Below are 13,109 nucleotides of genomic sequence, written 5' to 3'. Positions count from 1 at the left end.
AGAGAAAGGTTCTCGAATGTCTCGTCGTCGTCGTCCCGAAAAGCGGGAAATCCTGCCCGATCCCAAGTTCGGGGATATCGTGCTCTCGAAGTTCATGAACAGCGTGATGCTGGACGGCAAGAAGGCCGTCGCCGAGGGTATCGTCTATTCCGCGCTCGACACGATCGAAGCGCGCGCCAAGAAGGACCCGATCGGCGTCTTCCACGAAGCGCTGACCAACATCAAGCCGGGCATCGAGGTCCGCAGCCGCCGCGTCGGCGGTGCGACCTATCAGGTGCCGGTCGAGGTGCGTCCCGAGCGTGCGCAGGCGCTGGCGATCCGCTGGCTGATCACCGCCGCGCGCAACCGCAGCGAGAACACCATGTCGGCGCGCCTTTCGGGCGAGCTGATGGATGCGGCGAACAACCGCGGCAACGCTGTGAAGAAGCGTGAGGACACGCATCGCATGGCCGAAGCGAACCGCGCGTTCAGCCACTACCGCTGGTAACGGGAAACACTATATGGGTGGCGGCGCCCCGGCGCCTCCACCCGTCACCGTTCGCCCTGAGCTTGTCGAAGGGCTGCACTTCTTCGAGCCGAAGAGGGAAGAGCAGGGCTTCGACAAGCTCAGCCCGCACGGGCTGGGGTGGTTGGATACCCTTGAAGAATTGAACCGCGAGACCCCGCGCTGGAGTTGAACAATGGCCCGCAAAGATCCGCTCAACACGTATCGTAACATCGGCATCATGGCGCACATCGATGCCGGCAAGACGACGACGACCGAGCGCATCCTCTATTACACCGGCAAGTCCTACAAGATCGGCGAAGTGCACGAAGGCACCGCGACGATGGACTGGATGGAGCAGGAGCAGGAGCGCGGCATCACGATCACGTCGGCCGCGACGACGTGTTTCTGGAAAGACCACCGGATCAACATCATCGACACGCCCGGGCACGTCGACTTCACGATCGAAGTCGAGCGTTCGCTGCGCGTGCTCGACGGCGCGGTCGCGTGCTTCGACGGCGTGGCCGGCGTTGAGCCGCAGTCCGAGACGGTGTGGCGCCAGGCGGACAAGTACAAGGTTCCGCGGATGTGCTTCATCAACAAGCTCGACCGCACCGGCGCCAACTTCGAATATTGCGTCCAGTCGATCATTGATCGTCTGGGGGCGAAGCCTGCCGTTCTGTACATCCCCATTGGGATCGAGGGCGGTCTGATCGGCCTCGTCGATCTGGTGCACGAGCGCGGGATCGTCTGGGAGAACGACGGCCTGGGCGCCGAGTTCAAATATGTCGACATCCCCGAGGACCTCGCCGACAAGGCCGCCAAATATCGCCAGGATCTGATCGAGCTCGCCGTCGAGCAGGACGATGCGGCGATGGAAGCGTATCTGGAAGGCAATGAGCCCGACGCCGAGACGCTGAAGAAGCTGATCCGCAAGGGCACGCTGAACCAGAGCTTTGTGCCGGTGCTGTGCGGTTCGGCGTTCAAGAACAAGGGCGTTCAGCCGCTGCTCGACGCAGTGGTCGATTATCTGCCGAGCCCGCTCGACGTTCCCGCCATCAAGGGCGTGAAGCCGGACAGCGACGAGGAGGACACGCGTCCGTCGTCCGACGACGCGCCCTTCTCGGCGCTCGCGTTCAAGATCATGAACGATCCGTTCGTCGGCACGCTGACCTTCACCCGCATCTATTCGGGCAAGCTCACCAAGGGCTCGTACCTGAACTCGGTGAAGGACAAGAAGGAAAAGATCGGCCGCATGCTCCTCATGCACGCCAACTCGCGTGAGGACATCGACGAGGCCTATGCCGGTGACATCGTCGCCATTGCGGGTCTGAAGGAAACGACGACCGGCGACACGCTGTGCGACGCGAACAAGCCGATCATCCTCGAGCGGATGGAATTCCCCGAGCCCGTGATCGAGCTGTCGGTGGAGCCGAAGACCAAGGCCGACCAGGAAAAGATGGGCATAGCGCTCAACCGCCTCGCCGCCGAGGATCCTTCGTTCCGCGTGTCGACCGACCATGAATCGGGCCAGACGATCATCAAGGGCATGGGCGAGCTTCACCTCGACATTCTCGTCGATCGCATGAAGCGCGAGTTCAAGGTCGAGGCGAACGTCGGCGCGCCGCAGGTGGCCTATCGCGAATATCTCGCGAAGAAGGTCGACATCGACTATACCCACAAGAAGCAGTCGGGCGGTTCGGGCCAGTTCGGCCGCGTGAAGGTCACTGTCGTTCCGGGCGAGCGCGGTTCGGGCTTCCAGTTCTTCGACGAGATCAAGGGCGGCAACATCCCGCGCGAATATATCCCGTCGGTGGAAAAGGGTTTCCGCGAGACCGCCGAGACGGGTCAGCTGATCGGCTTCCCGATCATCGACTTCGAGGTGCACCTCACCGACGGTGCGTACCACGACGTCGACTCGTCGGCGCTGGCGTTCGAAATCTGTGCCCGCGGCGCGATGCGCGAAGCGGCGCAGAAGTCGGGCATCAAGCTGCTCGAGCCGATCATGAAGGTCGAGGTTGTGACGCCCGAGGATTATCTGGGCGACGTGATTGGCGACATGAACAGCCGTCGCGGCCAGATTCAGGGCACCGACAGCCGCGGCAACGCACAGGTGGTCGAGGCGATGGTCCCGCTGGCCAACATGTTCGGATATGTGAACCAGCTTCGCTCGTTCACCCAGGGACGTGCCCAGTACAGCATGCAGTTCTCGCACTATGACGAAGTGCCGCAGAATGTGGCCGACGAAGTGAAGGCGAAGCTGGCGTAACGCGAAACGGATCGCTAAGGGCGACGCTTCCCGCGGCGCCCGCGATTCGCCACGGATTTGATCAGAAGGTAGGAAACTATGGCGAAGGCAAAGTTCGAGCGGAACAAACCGCACCTCAACATCGGCACGATCGGCCACGTCGACCACGGCAAGACGTCGCTGACGGCCGCGATCACGAAGGTTCTGGCGGAAGCCGGTGGCGGTACCGCCGTCGACTTCGCGAACATCGACAAGGCGCCCGAGGAGCGCGAGCGCGGCATCACCATCTCGACCGCGCACGTCGAGTATGAGACCGCCAACCGCCACTATGCGCACGTCGACTGCCCCGGCCACGCCGACTATGTGAAGAACATGATCACCGGCGCGGCGCAGATGGACGGCGCGATCCTGGTGGTTTCGGCCGCCGACGGCCCGATGCCGCAGACCCGCGAGCACATCCTGCTCGCCCGTCAGGTCGGTGTGCCGGCGATGGTCGTGTTCCTCAACAAGGTCGACATGGTCGACGACGAGGAACTGCTCGAGCTGGTCGAACTGGAAGTCCGCGAGCTGCTGAGCTCGTACGAATTCCCGGGCGACGACATTCCGATCGTCAAGGGTTCGGCGCTTGCCGTCCTCGAGGACAGCAACCGCGAGATCGGCCACAACGCCGTTCTCGAGCTGATGAACCAGGTCGACTCGTACATCCCCGAGCCCGAGCGTCCGCTCGACAAGCCGTTCATGATGCCGATCGAAGACGTGTTCTCGATCTCGGGTCGCGGTACGGTGGTCACCGGCCGCGTCGAGACCGGCATCGTCAAGGTTGGCGAGGAAGTCGAGATCGTCGGCATCAACGACACCCGCAAGACGACCGTCACGGGCGTCGAGATGTTCCGCAAGCTGCTCGACCAGGGCCAGGCCGGCGACAACATCGGTGCGCTGCTCCGCGGCGTCGGCCGTGAAGACGTCGAGCGCGGTCAGGTTCTGGCCAAGCCGGGTTCGATCACGCCGCACACCGAGTTCAAGTCGGAAGTGTACGTCCTGTCGAAGGACGAGGGCGGCCGTCACACGCCGTTCTTCGCGAACTATCGTCCGCAGTTCTACTTCCGCACGACCGACGTGACCGGCACCGTCGAGCTGCCCGAGGGCACCGAGATGGTGATGCCGGGCGACAACGTCGCGCTGGGCGTCAAGCTCATCGCGCCGATCGCCATGGACGTCGGCCAGCGCTTCACGATCCGCGAAGGCGGCCGCACCGTCGGCGCCGGCGTCGTGAGCGGCATCGACAAGTAATCGACGCCCGCAAGGGCTGAGAGACAAGAGCCCGGCTTCCCGAAAGGGAGGCCGGGTTTTTTGTTGCGGCTCGCAGTATCGCATCCGTGCTCCCCAAAAGCTCCAGAGGCGGGCGAGAGGGCACTCCCGTTCCTGTGGCAAGTCTCTAGTGTCCGTCCCCGCTGGAGTGCGATGGCGCACTGCTGAACGGAGAAGGCAGGGCAGCCCTGGCCCGGGTCGAGCCCGGGCCGACGTAGTGGAGAGCTTCGATCGCCTCGAATTCCGTCGCCCCGGGCTTGACCCGGGGCCGGGGCTTCTTCTTTCCTCGATGCATGGCGCGCGCACCGCAGGGCGGGTGGGTTTACATCATGGCCAACCGCTATCGCGAGGGCATGTATGTCGGCGTGACTGCGGATCTTGCCGTGCGCATCGGTCAGCATCAATCCGGTAGCGGCTCCGATCATTGTCGGGAGCGTGGGCTGGTTCGGCTGGTGTGGGCCGAACATGGCGAGGACATCACCGCCTGCATCGCGCACGAGAAGCGGCTGAAGCGCTGGCTGCGCGAGTGAAAGTTCGCGCTGATCGAGAAGGCCAATCCGGAGTGGCGGGATTTGTTCGATGATCTGGTCTAGTGGAGGTGAGCCTGGGCCCGGATCAGGTCCGGGCCGACGTGGAGACCCGTCGCCTTCCCTCCAGTTCCGTCGCCCCGGGCTTGACCCGGGGCTGGGCTTCTTCTTTCTCTAGTTGTCGCGCGTCTTCGATAGGGTGAACGCAGCCCTGGCCCGGATCAGGTCCGGGCCGACGATGGGGAAGCGAAAATCCTCGCGCGCCCCTTGATCCGAATCGCTTCGCCCTGTAGAGGCCCCGCTTCCGTTTGACGTTTTGAACAGCAAGAGGTGACACGCCCGCTACGCCGGGATCGGCGCAGCAGGGGAAGTCGCCCCGCTCTTTCGCATTGGTAGGGACATGGAAACGCAGAATATCCGTATTCGCCTGAAGGCGTTCGATCACCGCGTGCTCGATCAGGCCACCGGCGACATCGCCGACACGGCCCGCCGCACCGGCGCGCTCATTCGCGGTCCCATTCCCCTGCCGACGCGCATCGAGAAGTTCACCGTGAACCGCGGTCCGCACATCGACAAGAAGTCGCGCGAGCAGTTCGAGGTTCGCACCTACAAGCGCATGCTCGACATCGTGCAGCCGACTCCGCAGACGGTGGACGCGCTGATGAAGCTCGACCTGGCCGCTGGCGTTGACGTCGAGATCAAGCTCGCGTAAAGGCGCCGCTCTTCTCGAGCTAAACGAGATTCGGCTTCCTCCACTGGGCGATGCCCGAAGCAAGGAAGCAAGGCTCCCCTGAGGGGTGAGCCGTGAGGGCAACCTCATCGAGACATGGAATACCGCCGGGCCTGTCCCGGGACCGCGTTCCCCGTCATTTCCGGTCCGCCGGAAAGCCGCAGCCCGGACGGGGCCCGCATTTAGTTTTTGGGCTGAGCATGCCCCCGACGGAATCGTCCGGCGGGGGCCTCTGTATTGAGGAGTGATGGATCATGCGCACTGGCGTGATCGCGAAGAAGTTGGGCATGACGCGCCTGTTCCAGGACGACGGCCGGCACGTGCCGGTGACCGTTCTGGCGATGGAGAGCGTCCAGGTGGTCGCGCAGCGCACCGCCGATCGCGACGGCTATGTTGCCGTTCAGATCGGTGCGGGCAGCGCGAAGGCCAAGAATGTCGCCAAGCCGCAGCGCGGCCACTTCGGCAAGGCCGAGGTCGAGCCGAAAGCGATGCTCTGCGAATTCCGCGTCGAGGAAGATGGCCTGATCGAAGTGGGCGCGGAAATCGCCGCCGACCATTTCGTCACCGGCCAGATGGTCGACGTTTCCGGCCGCACGCAGGGCAAGGGCTTCGCCGGCGCCATGAAGCGTTGGGGCTTCGGCGGTCTGCGCGCCACGCACGGTGTGTCGATCTCGCACCGTTCGCACGGTTCGACCGGTCAACGCCAGGATCCCGGCAAGGTCTTCAAGAACAAGAAGATGGCCGGCCATATGGGTGACCGTAACCGCACGCAGCAGAACCTCGAGATCGTCTCGACCGACGTCGAGCGTGGTCTGATCTTCGTGAAGGGCTCGGTGCCCGGTCACAAGGGCAGCTGGCTGGTCGTCAAGGATGCGGTGAAGGTGCCGCGCCACGCCGACGCGCCGTTCCCGGCCTCGATCAAGTCCGCGAACAACAACAACGATGCTCCCGCCGATACGCCCGCTGACGAAGCGGCTGCGCCGGAAGCGACCGAAGGCCAGGAGGGCTAAGTGAAGGTCAAGGTTCAGACCCTCGACGCCAAGGCTGGCGGCGACATCGAGCTCAACGACGCGATCTTCGCCGTCGAGCCGCGCGCCGACATCCTGCATCGCGTCGTCACCTGGCAGCTCGAGAAGCGCCGGGGCACCGCGCGCCCGACGCGCGAGCGCTCGGACGTTGCGCGCACCGGCAAGAAGTTCGGTCGCCAGAAGGGCGGCGGTACGGCGCGTCACGGCGATCGCCGCGCTCCGATTTTCATCGGTGGTGGTAAGGCGCACGGCGCCCGGCTGCGCGACTTCAATCCGTCGCTGAACAAGAAGGTTCGCGCGCTGGGCCTGAAGATGGCGCTGTCGAGCCACGCCAAGGGCGGTTCGCTGATCGTGCTCGACACGCTCGATGGCGATGCGAAGACCAAGGCGCTCAAGGGCCAGTTCGAGAAGCTGGGCGTGGGCAAGTCGACGCTGATCATCGACGGCGACGCGGTCGAGACGAATTTCGCGCTCGCCGCCCGCAACCTGCCGCACGTCGACGTGCTGCCGGCGATCGGCGCGAACGTCTACGACATTCTGAAGCACGACACGCTGGTGCTCACCAAGGCGGCGGTCGAGAAGCTGGAGGCGCGCTTCAATGGCTAAGAAGGACAAGGCAGCGATCGACACGCGTCATTACGACGTGATCGTCGCGCCGCACATCACCGAGAAGGCGACGCTCGTCTCCGAGGCGAACGCAGTGGTCTTCAAGGTTGCGAACGACGCGACCAAGCCGGAGATCAAGGCTGCGGTCGAGGCGCTGTTCGACGTCAAGGTGAAGGGCGTGAACACGATCGTTCAGAAGGGCAAGACCAAGCGCTGGAAGGGCAAGCCCTACAGCCGGTCGGACATGAAGAAGGCGATCGTGACCCTCGCCGAGGGTGACATGATCGACGTCACCCAGGGGGTGAAGGCGTAATGGCACTCAAGAATTACAATCCGACGTCGCCGGCGCGTCGCGGACTGATCCTGGTGGACCGTTCGGGTCTGCACAAGGGCGGTCCGGTGAAGGCGCTGACCGAAGGCAAGCGCAAGACGGGCGGTCGCAACAACAAGGGTCATGTCACGTCGCGCGGCATCGCGGGCGGTCACAAGCAGCGCTATCGCATCATCGACTTCAAGCGCCGCAAGTGGGGCGTCGAAGGAACGGTCGAGCGGATCGAATATGATCCCAACCGCACCGCCTTCATCGCGCTGGTCAACTACGGCACCGAGGCCGAGGCCGATTATGCCTATATCCTTGCGCCGCAGCGCCTGGGCGTGGGCGACAAGGTGGTTGCCGACAAGAAGACCGACGTGAAGCCGGGCAACGCCATGGAGCTGGGCTCGATGCCGGTCGGCACCATCGTCCACAATGTGGAGATGAAGCCGGGCAAGGGCGGCCAGATCGCGCGCTCGGCGGGCACCTATGTGCAGGTCGTCGGCCGTGACCGCGGCATGGTGATCGTCCGTCTGAACTCGGGCGAGCAGCGCTACATCCACGCCAATTGCATGGCGACGGTGGGCGCGGTGTCGAACCCCGACAACCAGAACCAGAACCTCGGCAAGGCCGGCCGTAACCGCTGGCTGGGCAAGCGCCCGCTGACCCGCGGCGTGGCCAAGAACCCGGTCGACCACCCGCACGGCGGTGGTGAGGGCCGGACCTCGGGCGGCCGTCATCCGGTCACTCCGTGGGGCAAGCCGACCAAGGGTGCGCGCACCCGCAAGAACAAGTCGACCGACAAGATGATCATCCGGTCGCGTCACGCGAGGAAGAAGTAATGGCTCGTTCGGTTTGGAAGGGTCCCTTCGTCGACCTGCACCTGCTCAACAAGGCGGAAGCCGCGCAGGAGGCCGGTGGCCGCGCCGCGCCGATCAAGACCTGGTCGCGCCGCTCGACGATCCTGCCGCAGTTCGTCGGCCTGACGTTCAACGTCTACAACGGCCGCAAGTTCGTGCCGGTGTCGGTCAATGAGGACATGGTCGGCATGAAGCTGGGTGAATTCGCGCCGACGCGCTTCTTCCCCGGCCATGCCGCGGACAAGAAGGGCAAGCGCTGATGAGCAAGCAGGCAGCTCCCCGCCGCGTGGCGGACAATGAGGCGCTGGCGGTCGGCACGCAGATTCGCGGGTCGGCGCAGAAGCTGAACCTCGTCGCGGGCCTGATCCGCGGCAAGAAGGCCGACGAGGCGCTGAACATCCTCGCCTTCTCGAAGAAGGCGATGGCGGTCGACGCCCGCAAGGTTCTGGCGAGCGCGATCGCGAACGCCGAGAACAACCACAACCTCGATGTCGACGCGCTCGTCGTCGCCGAGGCGTCGGTCGGCAAGTCGATCACCATGAAGCGGTTCCACACCCGTGGCCGCGGCAAGTCGACGCGCATCCTGAAGCCGTTCAGCCGGCTCCGGATCGTGGTGCGCGAACAGGAAGAAGAGGCGTAAGATGGGTCAGAAGAGCAACCCCATCGGTCTGCGGCTGCAGATCAACCGGACCTGGGACAGCCGCTGGTTCGCGGAAGGCCATGACTATGGCCGGCTGCTGCTGGAGGATCTCAAGATCCGCAAGTACATCGTCGAGACGCTGCCCCAGGCCGCGATCTCGAAGGTGGTGATCGAGCGTCCGGCCAAGCTGTGCCGCATCTCCGTCTATGCCGCCCGTCCCGGTGTGATCATCGGCAAGAAGGGCGCGGACATCGAGAAGCTCCGCAAGAAGCTGGCGTCGATGACGAGCTCGGACGTGAGCCTTAACATCGTCGAGATCCGCAAGCCCGAAGTCGACGCCAAGCTCGTCGCGCAGGGCGTCGCGGACCAGCTGGAGCGCCGTATCGCCTTCCGTCGCGCGATGAAGCGCGCGGTGCAGTCGGCGCTGCGTCTGGGTGCCGAGGGCATCCGGATCACCTGCGGCGGCCGTCTGGGCGGCGCGGAGATCGCCCGCACCGAATGGTATCGCGAGGGCCGCGTTCCGCTGCACACGCTGCGCGCGAACGTCGACTATGCCGAGGCCGAGGCCCACACCGCCTATGGCGTGTGCGGCGTGAAGGTCTGGATCTTCAAGGGCGAGATCCTGGGCCATGATCCGATGGCGACGGACCGGCTGACGCTGGAGGCACAGACCTCCGGTGTGCGCCCGGCGCGCTGAGATTTGAGGAACTAGAACAATGCTGCAACCGAAGCGCACCAAGTTCCGCAAGGCGTTCAAAGGTCGCATCCATGGCGATGCCAAGGGCGGCACCACGCTGAATTTCGGCGCCTATGGCTTGAAGGCGATGGAGCCGGAGCGGATCACCGCGCGTCAGATCGAGGCGGCTCGCCGCGCGATCACGCGCCACATCAAGCGCCAGGGGCGTTTGTGGATCCGCATCTTCCCGGACGTTCCGGTGTCGAGCAAGCCTGCCGAAGTCCGCATGGGCTCGGGCAAGGGTTCGCCCGAATTCTGGGCGGCGCGCGTGAAGCCCGGCCGTATCCTGTTCGAGCTGGACGGCGTTCCCGGCCCGCTCGCGGCGGAAGCATTCGAGCGTGCGGCGATGAAGCTGCCGATCAAGACCAAGGTCGTGGCGCGCCTCGGCGACACGTCGCACCTGGAGGGCTGAACGAGATGAGCAACGTAGCAGACCTGCGGACCAAGTCCGACGACCAGCTTACCGAGCAGCTCGGCAATCTGAAGCGCGAGGCGTTCAACCTGCGGTTTCAGGCCGCCACGCAGCAGCTCGAGAAGTCGAGCCGCGTGAAGGAAGTCCGCCGGGACATCGCCCGCATCAAGACGCTGCAGAACGAGCGTGCTCGTTCTGCCGGGAAGTAAGGAAACATCATGCCGAAGCGCGTGCTGACCGGGCAGATCGTGTCCGACAAGGCCGATAAGACGGTGGTGGTGCTGGTGGAGCGCAAGGTGAAGCACCCGCTCTACGGCAAGATCATCCGCCGTTCGAAGAAGTATCACGCCCATGACGAGGGCAATGAGTACAAGGCCGGCGAGACCGTGCGGATCGAAGAGACCGCGCCGATCTCCAAGCTGAAGACCTGGAAGGTGATCGCGCGGGTGAACACCCATGCGACCCCCGAGCAGGTCGCGGCGGAAGCGGCGGCGTAACGAGAGTTTCGCTGCTGCCCGTTCGTCCTGAGGTGCCGCTGAGCTTGGCGAAGCGGCGTATCGCAGGGCGGTGGTTCGAGACGAGGCTGCGACAAGCGCAGCCTCTCCTCACCACAAGCGGGCGGCAGGAGCATTTTAGCGGAACCACCGGGCTTTCCCGGCAGGCCAATTGAGAAGGAACCGGATCGATGATCCAGATGCAGTCGAATCTCGACGTCGCGGACAACAGCGGCGCGAAGCGCGTGCAGTGCATCAAGGTGCTGGGCGGCTCGAAGCGCCGCACGGCCGGCGTGGGCGATGTGATCGTCGTCAGCGTCAAGGAAGCCGCTCCGCGCGGCCGCGTGAAGAAGGGCGACGTTCACCGCGCGGTGATCGTGCGCACCGCCAAGGACATCCGCCGCAACGACGGTTCGGTGATCCGCTTCGACGGCAACGCCGCGGTGCTGGTCAACAAGAACGAGGAGCCGATCGGCACTCGTATCTTCGGCCCGGTCGTCCGCGAGCTGCGTTCGAAGGGCTTCATGAAGATCATCTCGCTCGCACCGGAGGTGCTGTGATGGCTGCTGCGAAGATCAAGAAGGGCGATCGCGTGATCGTCCTGAGCGGAAAGGACAAGGGCCGCACCGGCGATGTCGTGAAGGCGATGCCGAAGGACGGCAAGGTCGTGGTCGAGGGCGTGAATATCGCCGTTCGCCATCGCAAGCCGAGCCAGGCGAATCCGCAGGGCGGGCTCGAGCGTTCGGAAGCGCCGCTCCACGTTTCGAAGGTCGCGCATGTGACCGCCGACGGCAAGCCGACGCGCGTGCGCTTCGAGGAGCGCGACGGCAAGAAGGTTCGCGTCGCCGTCAAGACCGGGGAGGTCATCAATGGCTGACAACTACACGCCGCGCATGAAGAAGCTGTACGACGAAACCGTCGCCAAGGCGATGACGGAGAAGTTCGGCTACAAGAATGTGATGGAAGTTCCGCGGATCCAGAAGATCACGCTCAACATGGGCGTGGGCGAAGCGACGCAGGACAAGAAGAAGGTCGAGGCCGCTGCGGCCGAGATGGAGCTGATTGCCGGTCAGAAGCCGGTCGTCACGCGCGCGAAGAAGTCGATCGCCCAGTTCAAGCTGCGCGAAGGCATGCCGATCGGCTGCAAGGTGACTCTGCGCCGCGAGCGGATGTACGAGTTCCTGGACCGTTTCGTCACGATCGCGCTTCCGCGCGTCCGCGACTTTCGCGGGCTGAACCCGAAGTCCTTCGACGGCCGTGGCAACTATGCCTGCGGCATCAAGGAACAGATCGTGTTTCCCGAGATCAACTATGACCGCATCGACAAGGTGCGCGGCATGGACGTGATCGTCACCACCACCGCGAAGACCGACGAAGAGGCTCGCGAGCTCCTGCGTCTCTTCGGCTTCCCGTTCCCGCAGGATGCGGACGGTGAAGCGAAGCAGGCAGCGTAAGGAAGGAAGAACTTAAGTCATGGCGAAACTGAGTTCGATCAATAAGAACGAAAAGCGCAAGAAGCTGGTGAAGCAGTATGCGCCCAAGTACGCGAAGCTGAAGGCGATCGCGAACGACGAGTCGCTCGACGAGACCGAGCGTCTGATCGCGCGCCTCAAGATGGCGGAGATTCCCCGCAACGCGAACCCGACCCGCGTGCGCAACCGCTGCGAGCTGACCGGCCGTCCGCGCGGCTATTACCGCAAGTTCCGTCTCGCCCGCGTCATGCTGCGCGATCTGGCCAACAAGGGCCTGATCCCCGGTGTGACCAAGTCGAGCTGGTAAGGAACAGATCATGGCAGTGACCGATCCCCTGGGTGACATGCTCACCCGCATCCGCAACGGCCAGCGCGCGCGCAAGGACAGTGTCCTCACGCCGGCGTCGAAGCTCCGTGCGCGGGTTCTCGATGTGCTTCAGCGCGAAGGCTATATCCGTGGCTACAGCGAAGAGCAGATGGGCCCGGCGGCGGGCATCCGCATCGAGCTGAAGTATTTCGAGGGCCAGCCGGCGATCAAGCACGTCGCGCGCGTATCGAAGCCCGGCCGCCGCGTCTATTCGGGCTCGCAGGAGCTTCCGAAGGTGCGCAACGGCCTTGGCATCACCATCGTCTCGACGCCCAAGGGCGTTCTGTCCGACGCCGAAGCGCGCGAACAGAATGTGGGCGGCGAAGTTCTCGCGGAGGTCTTCTGATGAGCCGCACGGGCAAGAAGCCGGTCGCGATTCCGGCAGGCGTAACCGCCAGTGTCGACGGTGCCGAGATTTCGGTGAAGGGGCCCAAGGGCACTCTCACCATGCCGAAGGATCCGCTGGTGAGCTACGAGCTCACCGACGGTGGCATCGCGCTGAAGCCGGTCAACGACACCAAGCGCGCGCGTTCGTTCTGGGGCATGCAGCGCACGCTGCTGCAGAACCTCGTCACCGGCGTGACCGAGGGCTTTTCGAAGCGCCTCGAGATCAGCGGCGTCGGCTATCGTGCCAACGCCCAGGGCAAGAAGCTCAAGCTGCAACTCGGTTTCAGCCATGACGTCGACATGGACGTGCCGGCCGGGATCGAAGTGAAGACGCCCGACCAGACGACGGTGGAGATCAGCGGCATCGACAAGCAGGCCGTGGGCCAGTTTGCCGCCGAGGTCCGCCGCTGGCGCAAGCCCGAGCCGTACAAGGGCAAGGGCATCAAATACGCCGGCGAGTATATCTTCCGGAAGGAAGGGAAGAAGAAGTGATCAGC

Annotated in this window: 20 protein-coding genes and 1 pseudogene; all 21 read left to right on the top strand. The window is 64.3% G+C overall.

Going from position 1 to position 13,109, the window contains the following annotated elements; translation table 11 throughout:
• Positions 1-16 precede the first annotated feature (16 nt).
• The 21 genes and pseudogenes from rpsG (at position 17) to rplF (ending at position 13,104) form a co-directional block, all read left to right on the top strand.
• Positions 17-487 (top strand): 30S ribosomal protein S7, encoded by a 471-nt coding sequence (gene rpsG, locus ACQ450_RS06545; protein WP_188055860.1) that lies wholly within the window; start codon positions 17-19, stop codon positions 485-487.
• Positions 488-680: 193 nt separating this feature from the next.
• Complete coding sequence (gene fusA / locus ACQ450_RS06540) at positions 681-2,753, top strand: elongation factor G (protein WP_188055858.1); 2,073 nt, start codon at positions 681-683, stop codon at positions 2,751-2,753.
• A gap of 78 nt (positions 2,754-2,831) precedes the next feature.
• Complete coding sequence (gene tuf / locus ACQ450_RS06535; RefSeq protein WP_188055857.1) at positions 2,832-4,022, top strand: elongation factor Tu; 1,191 nt, start codon at positions 2,832-2,834, stop codon at positions 4,020-4,022.
• A 311-nt stretch (positions 4,023-4,333) separates the two neighbouring features.
• Positions 4,334-4,567: pseudogene (locus ACQ450_RS06530) on the top strand (GIY-YIG nuclease family protein); the annotation flags it as partial.
• A 400-nt stretch (positions 4,568-4,967) separates the two neighbouring features.
• Complete coding sequence (gene rpsJ, locus ACQ450_RS06525; protein WP_034161642.1) at positions 4,968-5,279, top strand: 30S ribosomal protein S10; 312 nt, start codon at positions 4,968-4,970, stop codon at positions 5,277-5,279.
• A gap of 272 nt (positions 5,280-5,551) precedes the next feature.
• Positions 5,552-6,307 carry a 50S ribosomal protein L3 gene (gene rplC / locus ACQ450_RS06520; RefSeq protein WP_431470962.1) on the top strand — a complete coding sequence of 252 codons (756 nt, stop codon included), beginning with the start codon at positions 5,552-5,554 and terminating at the stop codon, positions 6,305-6,307.
• Complete coding sequence (gene rplD, locus ACQ450_RS06515) at positions 6,308-6,931, top strand: 50S ribosomal protein L4 (RefSeq protein WP_188055854.1); 624 nt, start codon at positions 6,308-6,310, stop codon at positions 6,929-6,931.
• Positions 6,924-7,244: a 50S ribosomal protein L23 gene (locus tag ACQ450_RS06510; RefSeq protein ID WP_188055853.1), complete on the top strand. Its 321-nt coding sequence runs from the start codon at positions 6,924-6,926 to the stop codon at positions 7,242-7,244. Before rplD ends, ACQ450_RS06510 begins: the two co-directional genes overlap by 8 nt.
• Positions 7,244-8,086, top strand: coding sequence for a 50S ribosomal protein L2 (gene rplB / locus ACQ450_RS06505; protein ID WP_188055852.1), 843 nt, complete (start codon positions 7,244-7,246; stop codon positions 8,084-8,086). The genes ACQ450_RS06510 and rplB overlap by 1 nt, the downstream gene beginning before the upstream one ends.
• Positions 8,086-8,364 (top strand): 30S ribosomal protein S19, encoded by a 279-nt coding sequence (gene rpsS, locus ACQ450_RS06500; protein ID WP_188055851.1) that lies wholly within the window; start codon positions 8,086-8,088, stop codon positions 8,362-8,364. Before rplB ends, rpsS begins: the two co-directional genes overlap by 1 nt.
• Complete coding sequence (gene rplV / locus ACQ450_RS06495) at positions 8,364-8,744, top strand: 50S ribosomal protein L22 (RefSeq protein ID WP_188055850.1); 381 nt, start codon at positions 8,364-8,366, stop codon at positions 8,742-8,744. The genes rpsS and rplV overlap by 1 nt, the downstream gene beginning before the upstream one ends.
• Position 8,745: 1 nt before the next feature.
• Positions 8,746-9,441, top strand: a complete 696-nt coding sequence (gene rpsC / locus ACQ450_RS06490) for a 30S ribosomal protein S3 (RefSeq protein WP_188055849.1) — start codon at positions 8,746-8,748, stop codon at positions 9,439-9,441.
• A 19-nt stretch (positions 9,442-9,460) separates the two neighbouring features.
• The gene (gene rplP / locus ACQ450_RS06485; RefSeq protein WP_188055848.1) at positions 9,461-9,892 is read left to right on the top strand and encodes a 50S ribosomal protein L16; all 432 of its coding nucleotides are present in this window, start codon (positions 9,461-9,463) and stop codon (positions 9,890-9,892) included.
• A gap of 5 nt (positions 9,893-9,897) precedes the next feature.
• Positions 9,898-10,101, top strand: a complete 204-nt coding sequence (rpmC, locus tag ACQ450_RS06480) for a 50S ribosomal protein L29 (protein ID WP_188055847.1) — start codon at positions 9,898-9,900, stop codon at positions 10,099-10,101.
• Positions 10,102-10,110: 9 nt separating this feature from the next.
• A complete protein-coding gene (rpsQ, locus tag ACQ450_RS06475) occupies positions 10,111-10,389 on the top strand; it encodes a 30S ribosomal protein S17 (RefSeq protein WP_188055846.1) in 279 nt (92 codons plus the stop codon).
• A gap of 188 nt (positions 10,390-10,577) precedes the next feature.
• The gene (gene rplN / locus ACQ450_RS06470) at positions 10,578-10,946 is read left to right on the top strand and encodes a 50S ribosomal protein L14 (protein ID WP_188055845.1); all 369 of its coding nucleotides are present in this window, start codon (positions 10,578-10,580) and stop codon (positions 10,944-10,946) included.
• Positions 10,946-11,263 (top strand): 50S ribosomal protein L24, encoded by a 318-nt coding sequence (rplX, locus tag ACQ450_RS06465; RefSeq protein WP_188055844.1) that lies wholly within the window; start codon positions 10,946-10,948, stop codon positions 11,261-11,263. Before rplN ends, rplX begins: the two co-directional genes overlap by 1 nt.
• Positions 11,256-11,840 (top strand): 50S ribosomal protein L5, encoded by a 585-nt coding sequence (gene rplE / locus ACQ450_RS06460; protein WP_188055843.1) that lies wholly within the window; start codon positions 11,256-11,258, stop codon positions 11,838-11,840. Before rplX ends, rplE begins: the two co-directional genes overlap by 8 nt.
• A 19-nt stretch (positions 11,841-11,859) precedes the next feature.
• A complete protein-coding gene (gene rpsN, locus ACQ450_RS06455) occupies positions 11,860-12,165 on the top strand; it encodes a 30S ribosomal protein S14 (RefSeq protein ID WP_188055842.1) in 306 nt (101 codons plus the stop codon).
• Positions 12,166-12,175: 10 nt separating this feature from the next.
• Positions 12,176-12,571, top strand: a complete 396-nt coding sequence (gene rpsH / locus ACQ450_RS06450; protein ID WP_188055841.1) for a 30S ribosomal protein S8 — start codon at positions 12,176-12,178, stop codon at positions 12,569-12,571.
• Positions 12,571-13,104: a 50S ribosomal protein L6 gene (rplF, locus tag ACQ450_RS06445; protein ID WP_188055840.1), complete on the top strand. Its 534-nt coding sequence runs from the start codon at positions 12,571-12,573 to the stop codon at positions 13,102-13,104. The genes rpsH and rplF overlap by 1 nt, the downstream gene beginning before the upstream one ends.
• Positions 13,105-13,109: the final 5 nt, after the last annotated feature.

It is taken from the genome of Sphingosinithalassobacter sp. LHW66-3, assembly GCF_050703275.1.
In the GTDB taxonomy this organism is placed as follows: domain Bacteria; phylum Pseudomonadota; class Alphaproteobacteria; order Sphingomonadales; family Sphingomonadaceae; genus Sphingomonas.
This window is presented reverse-complemented; position numbering and strand designations above follow the sequence as displayed.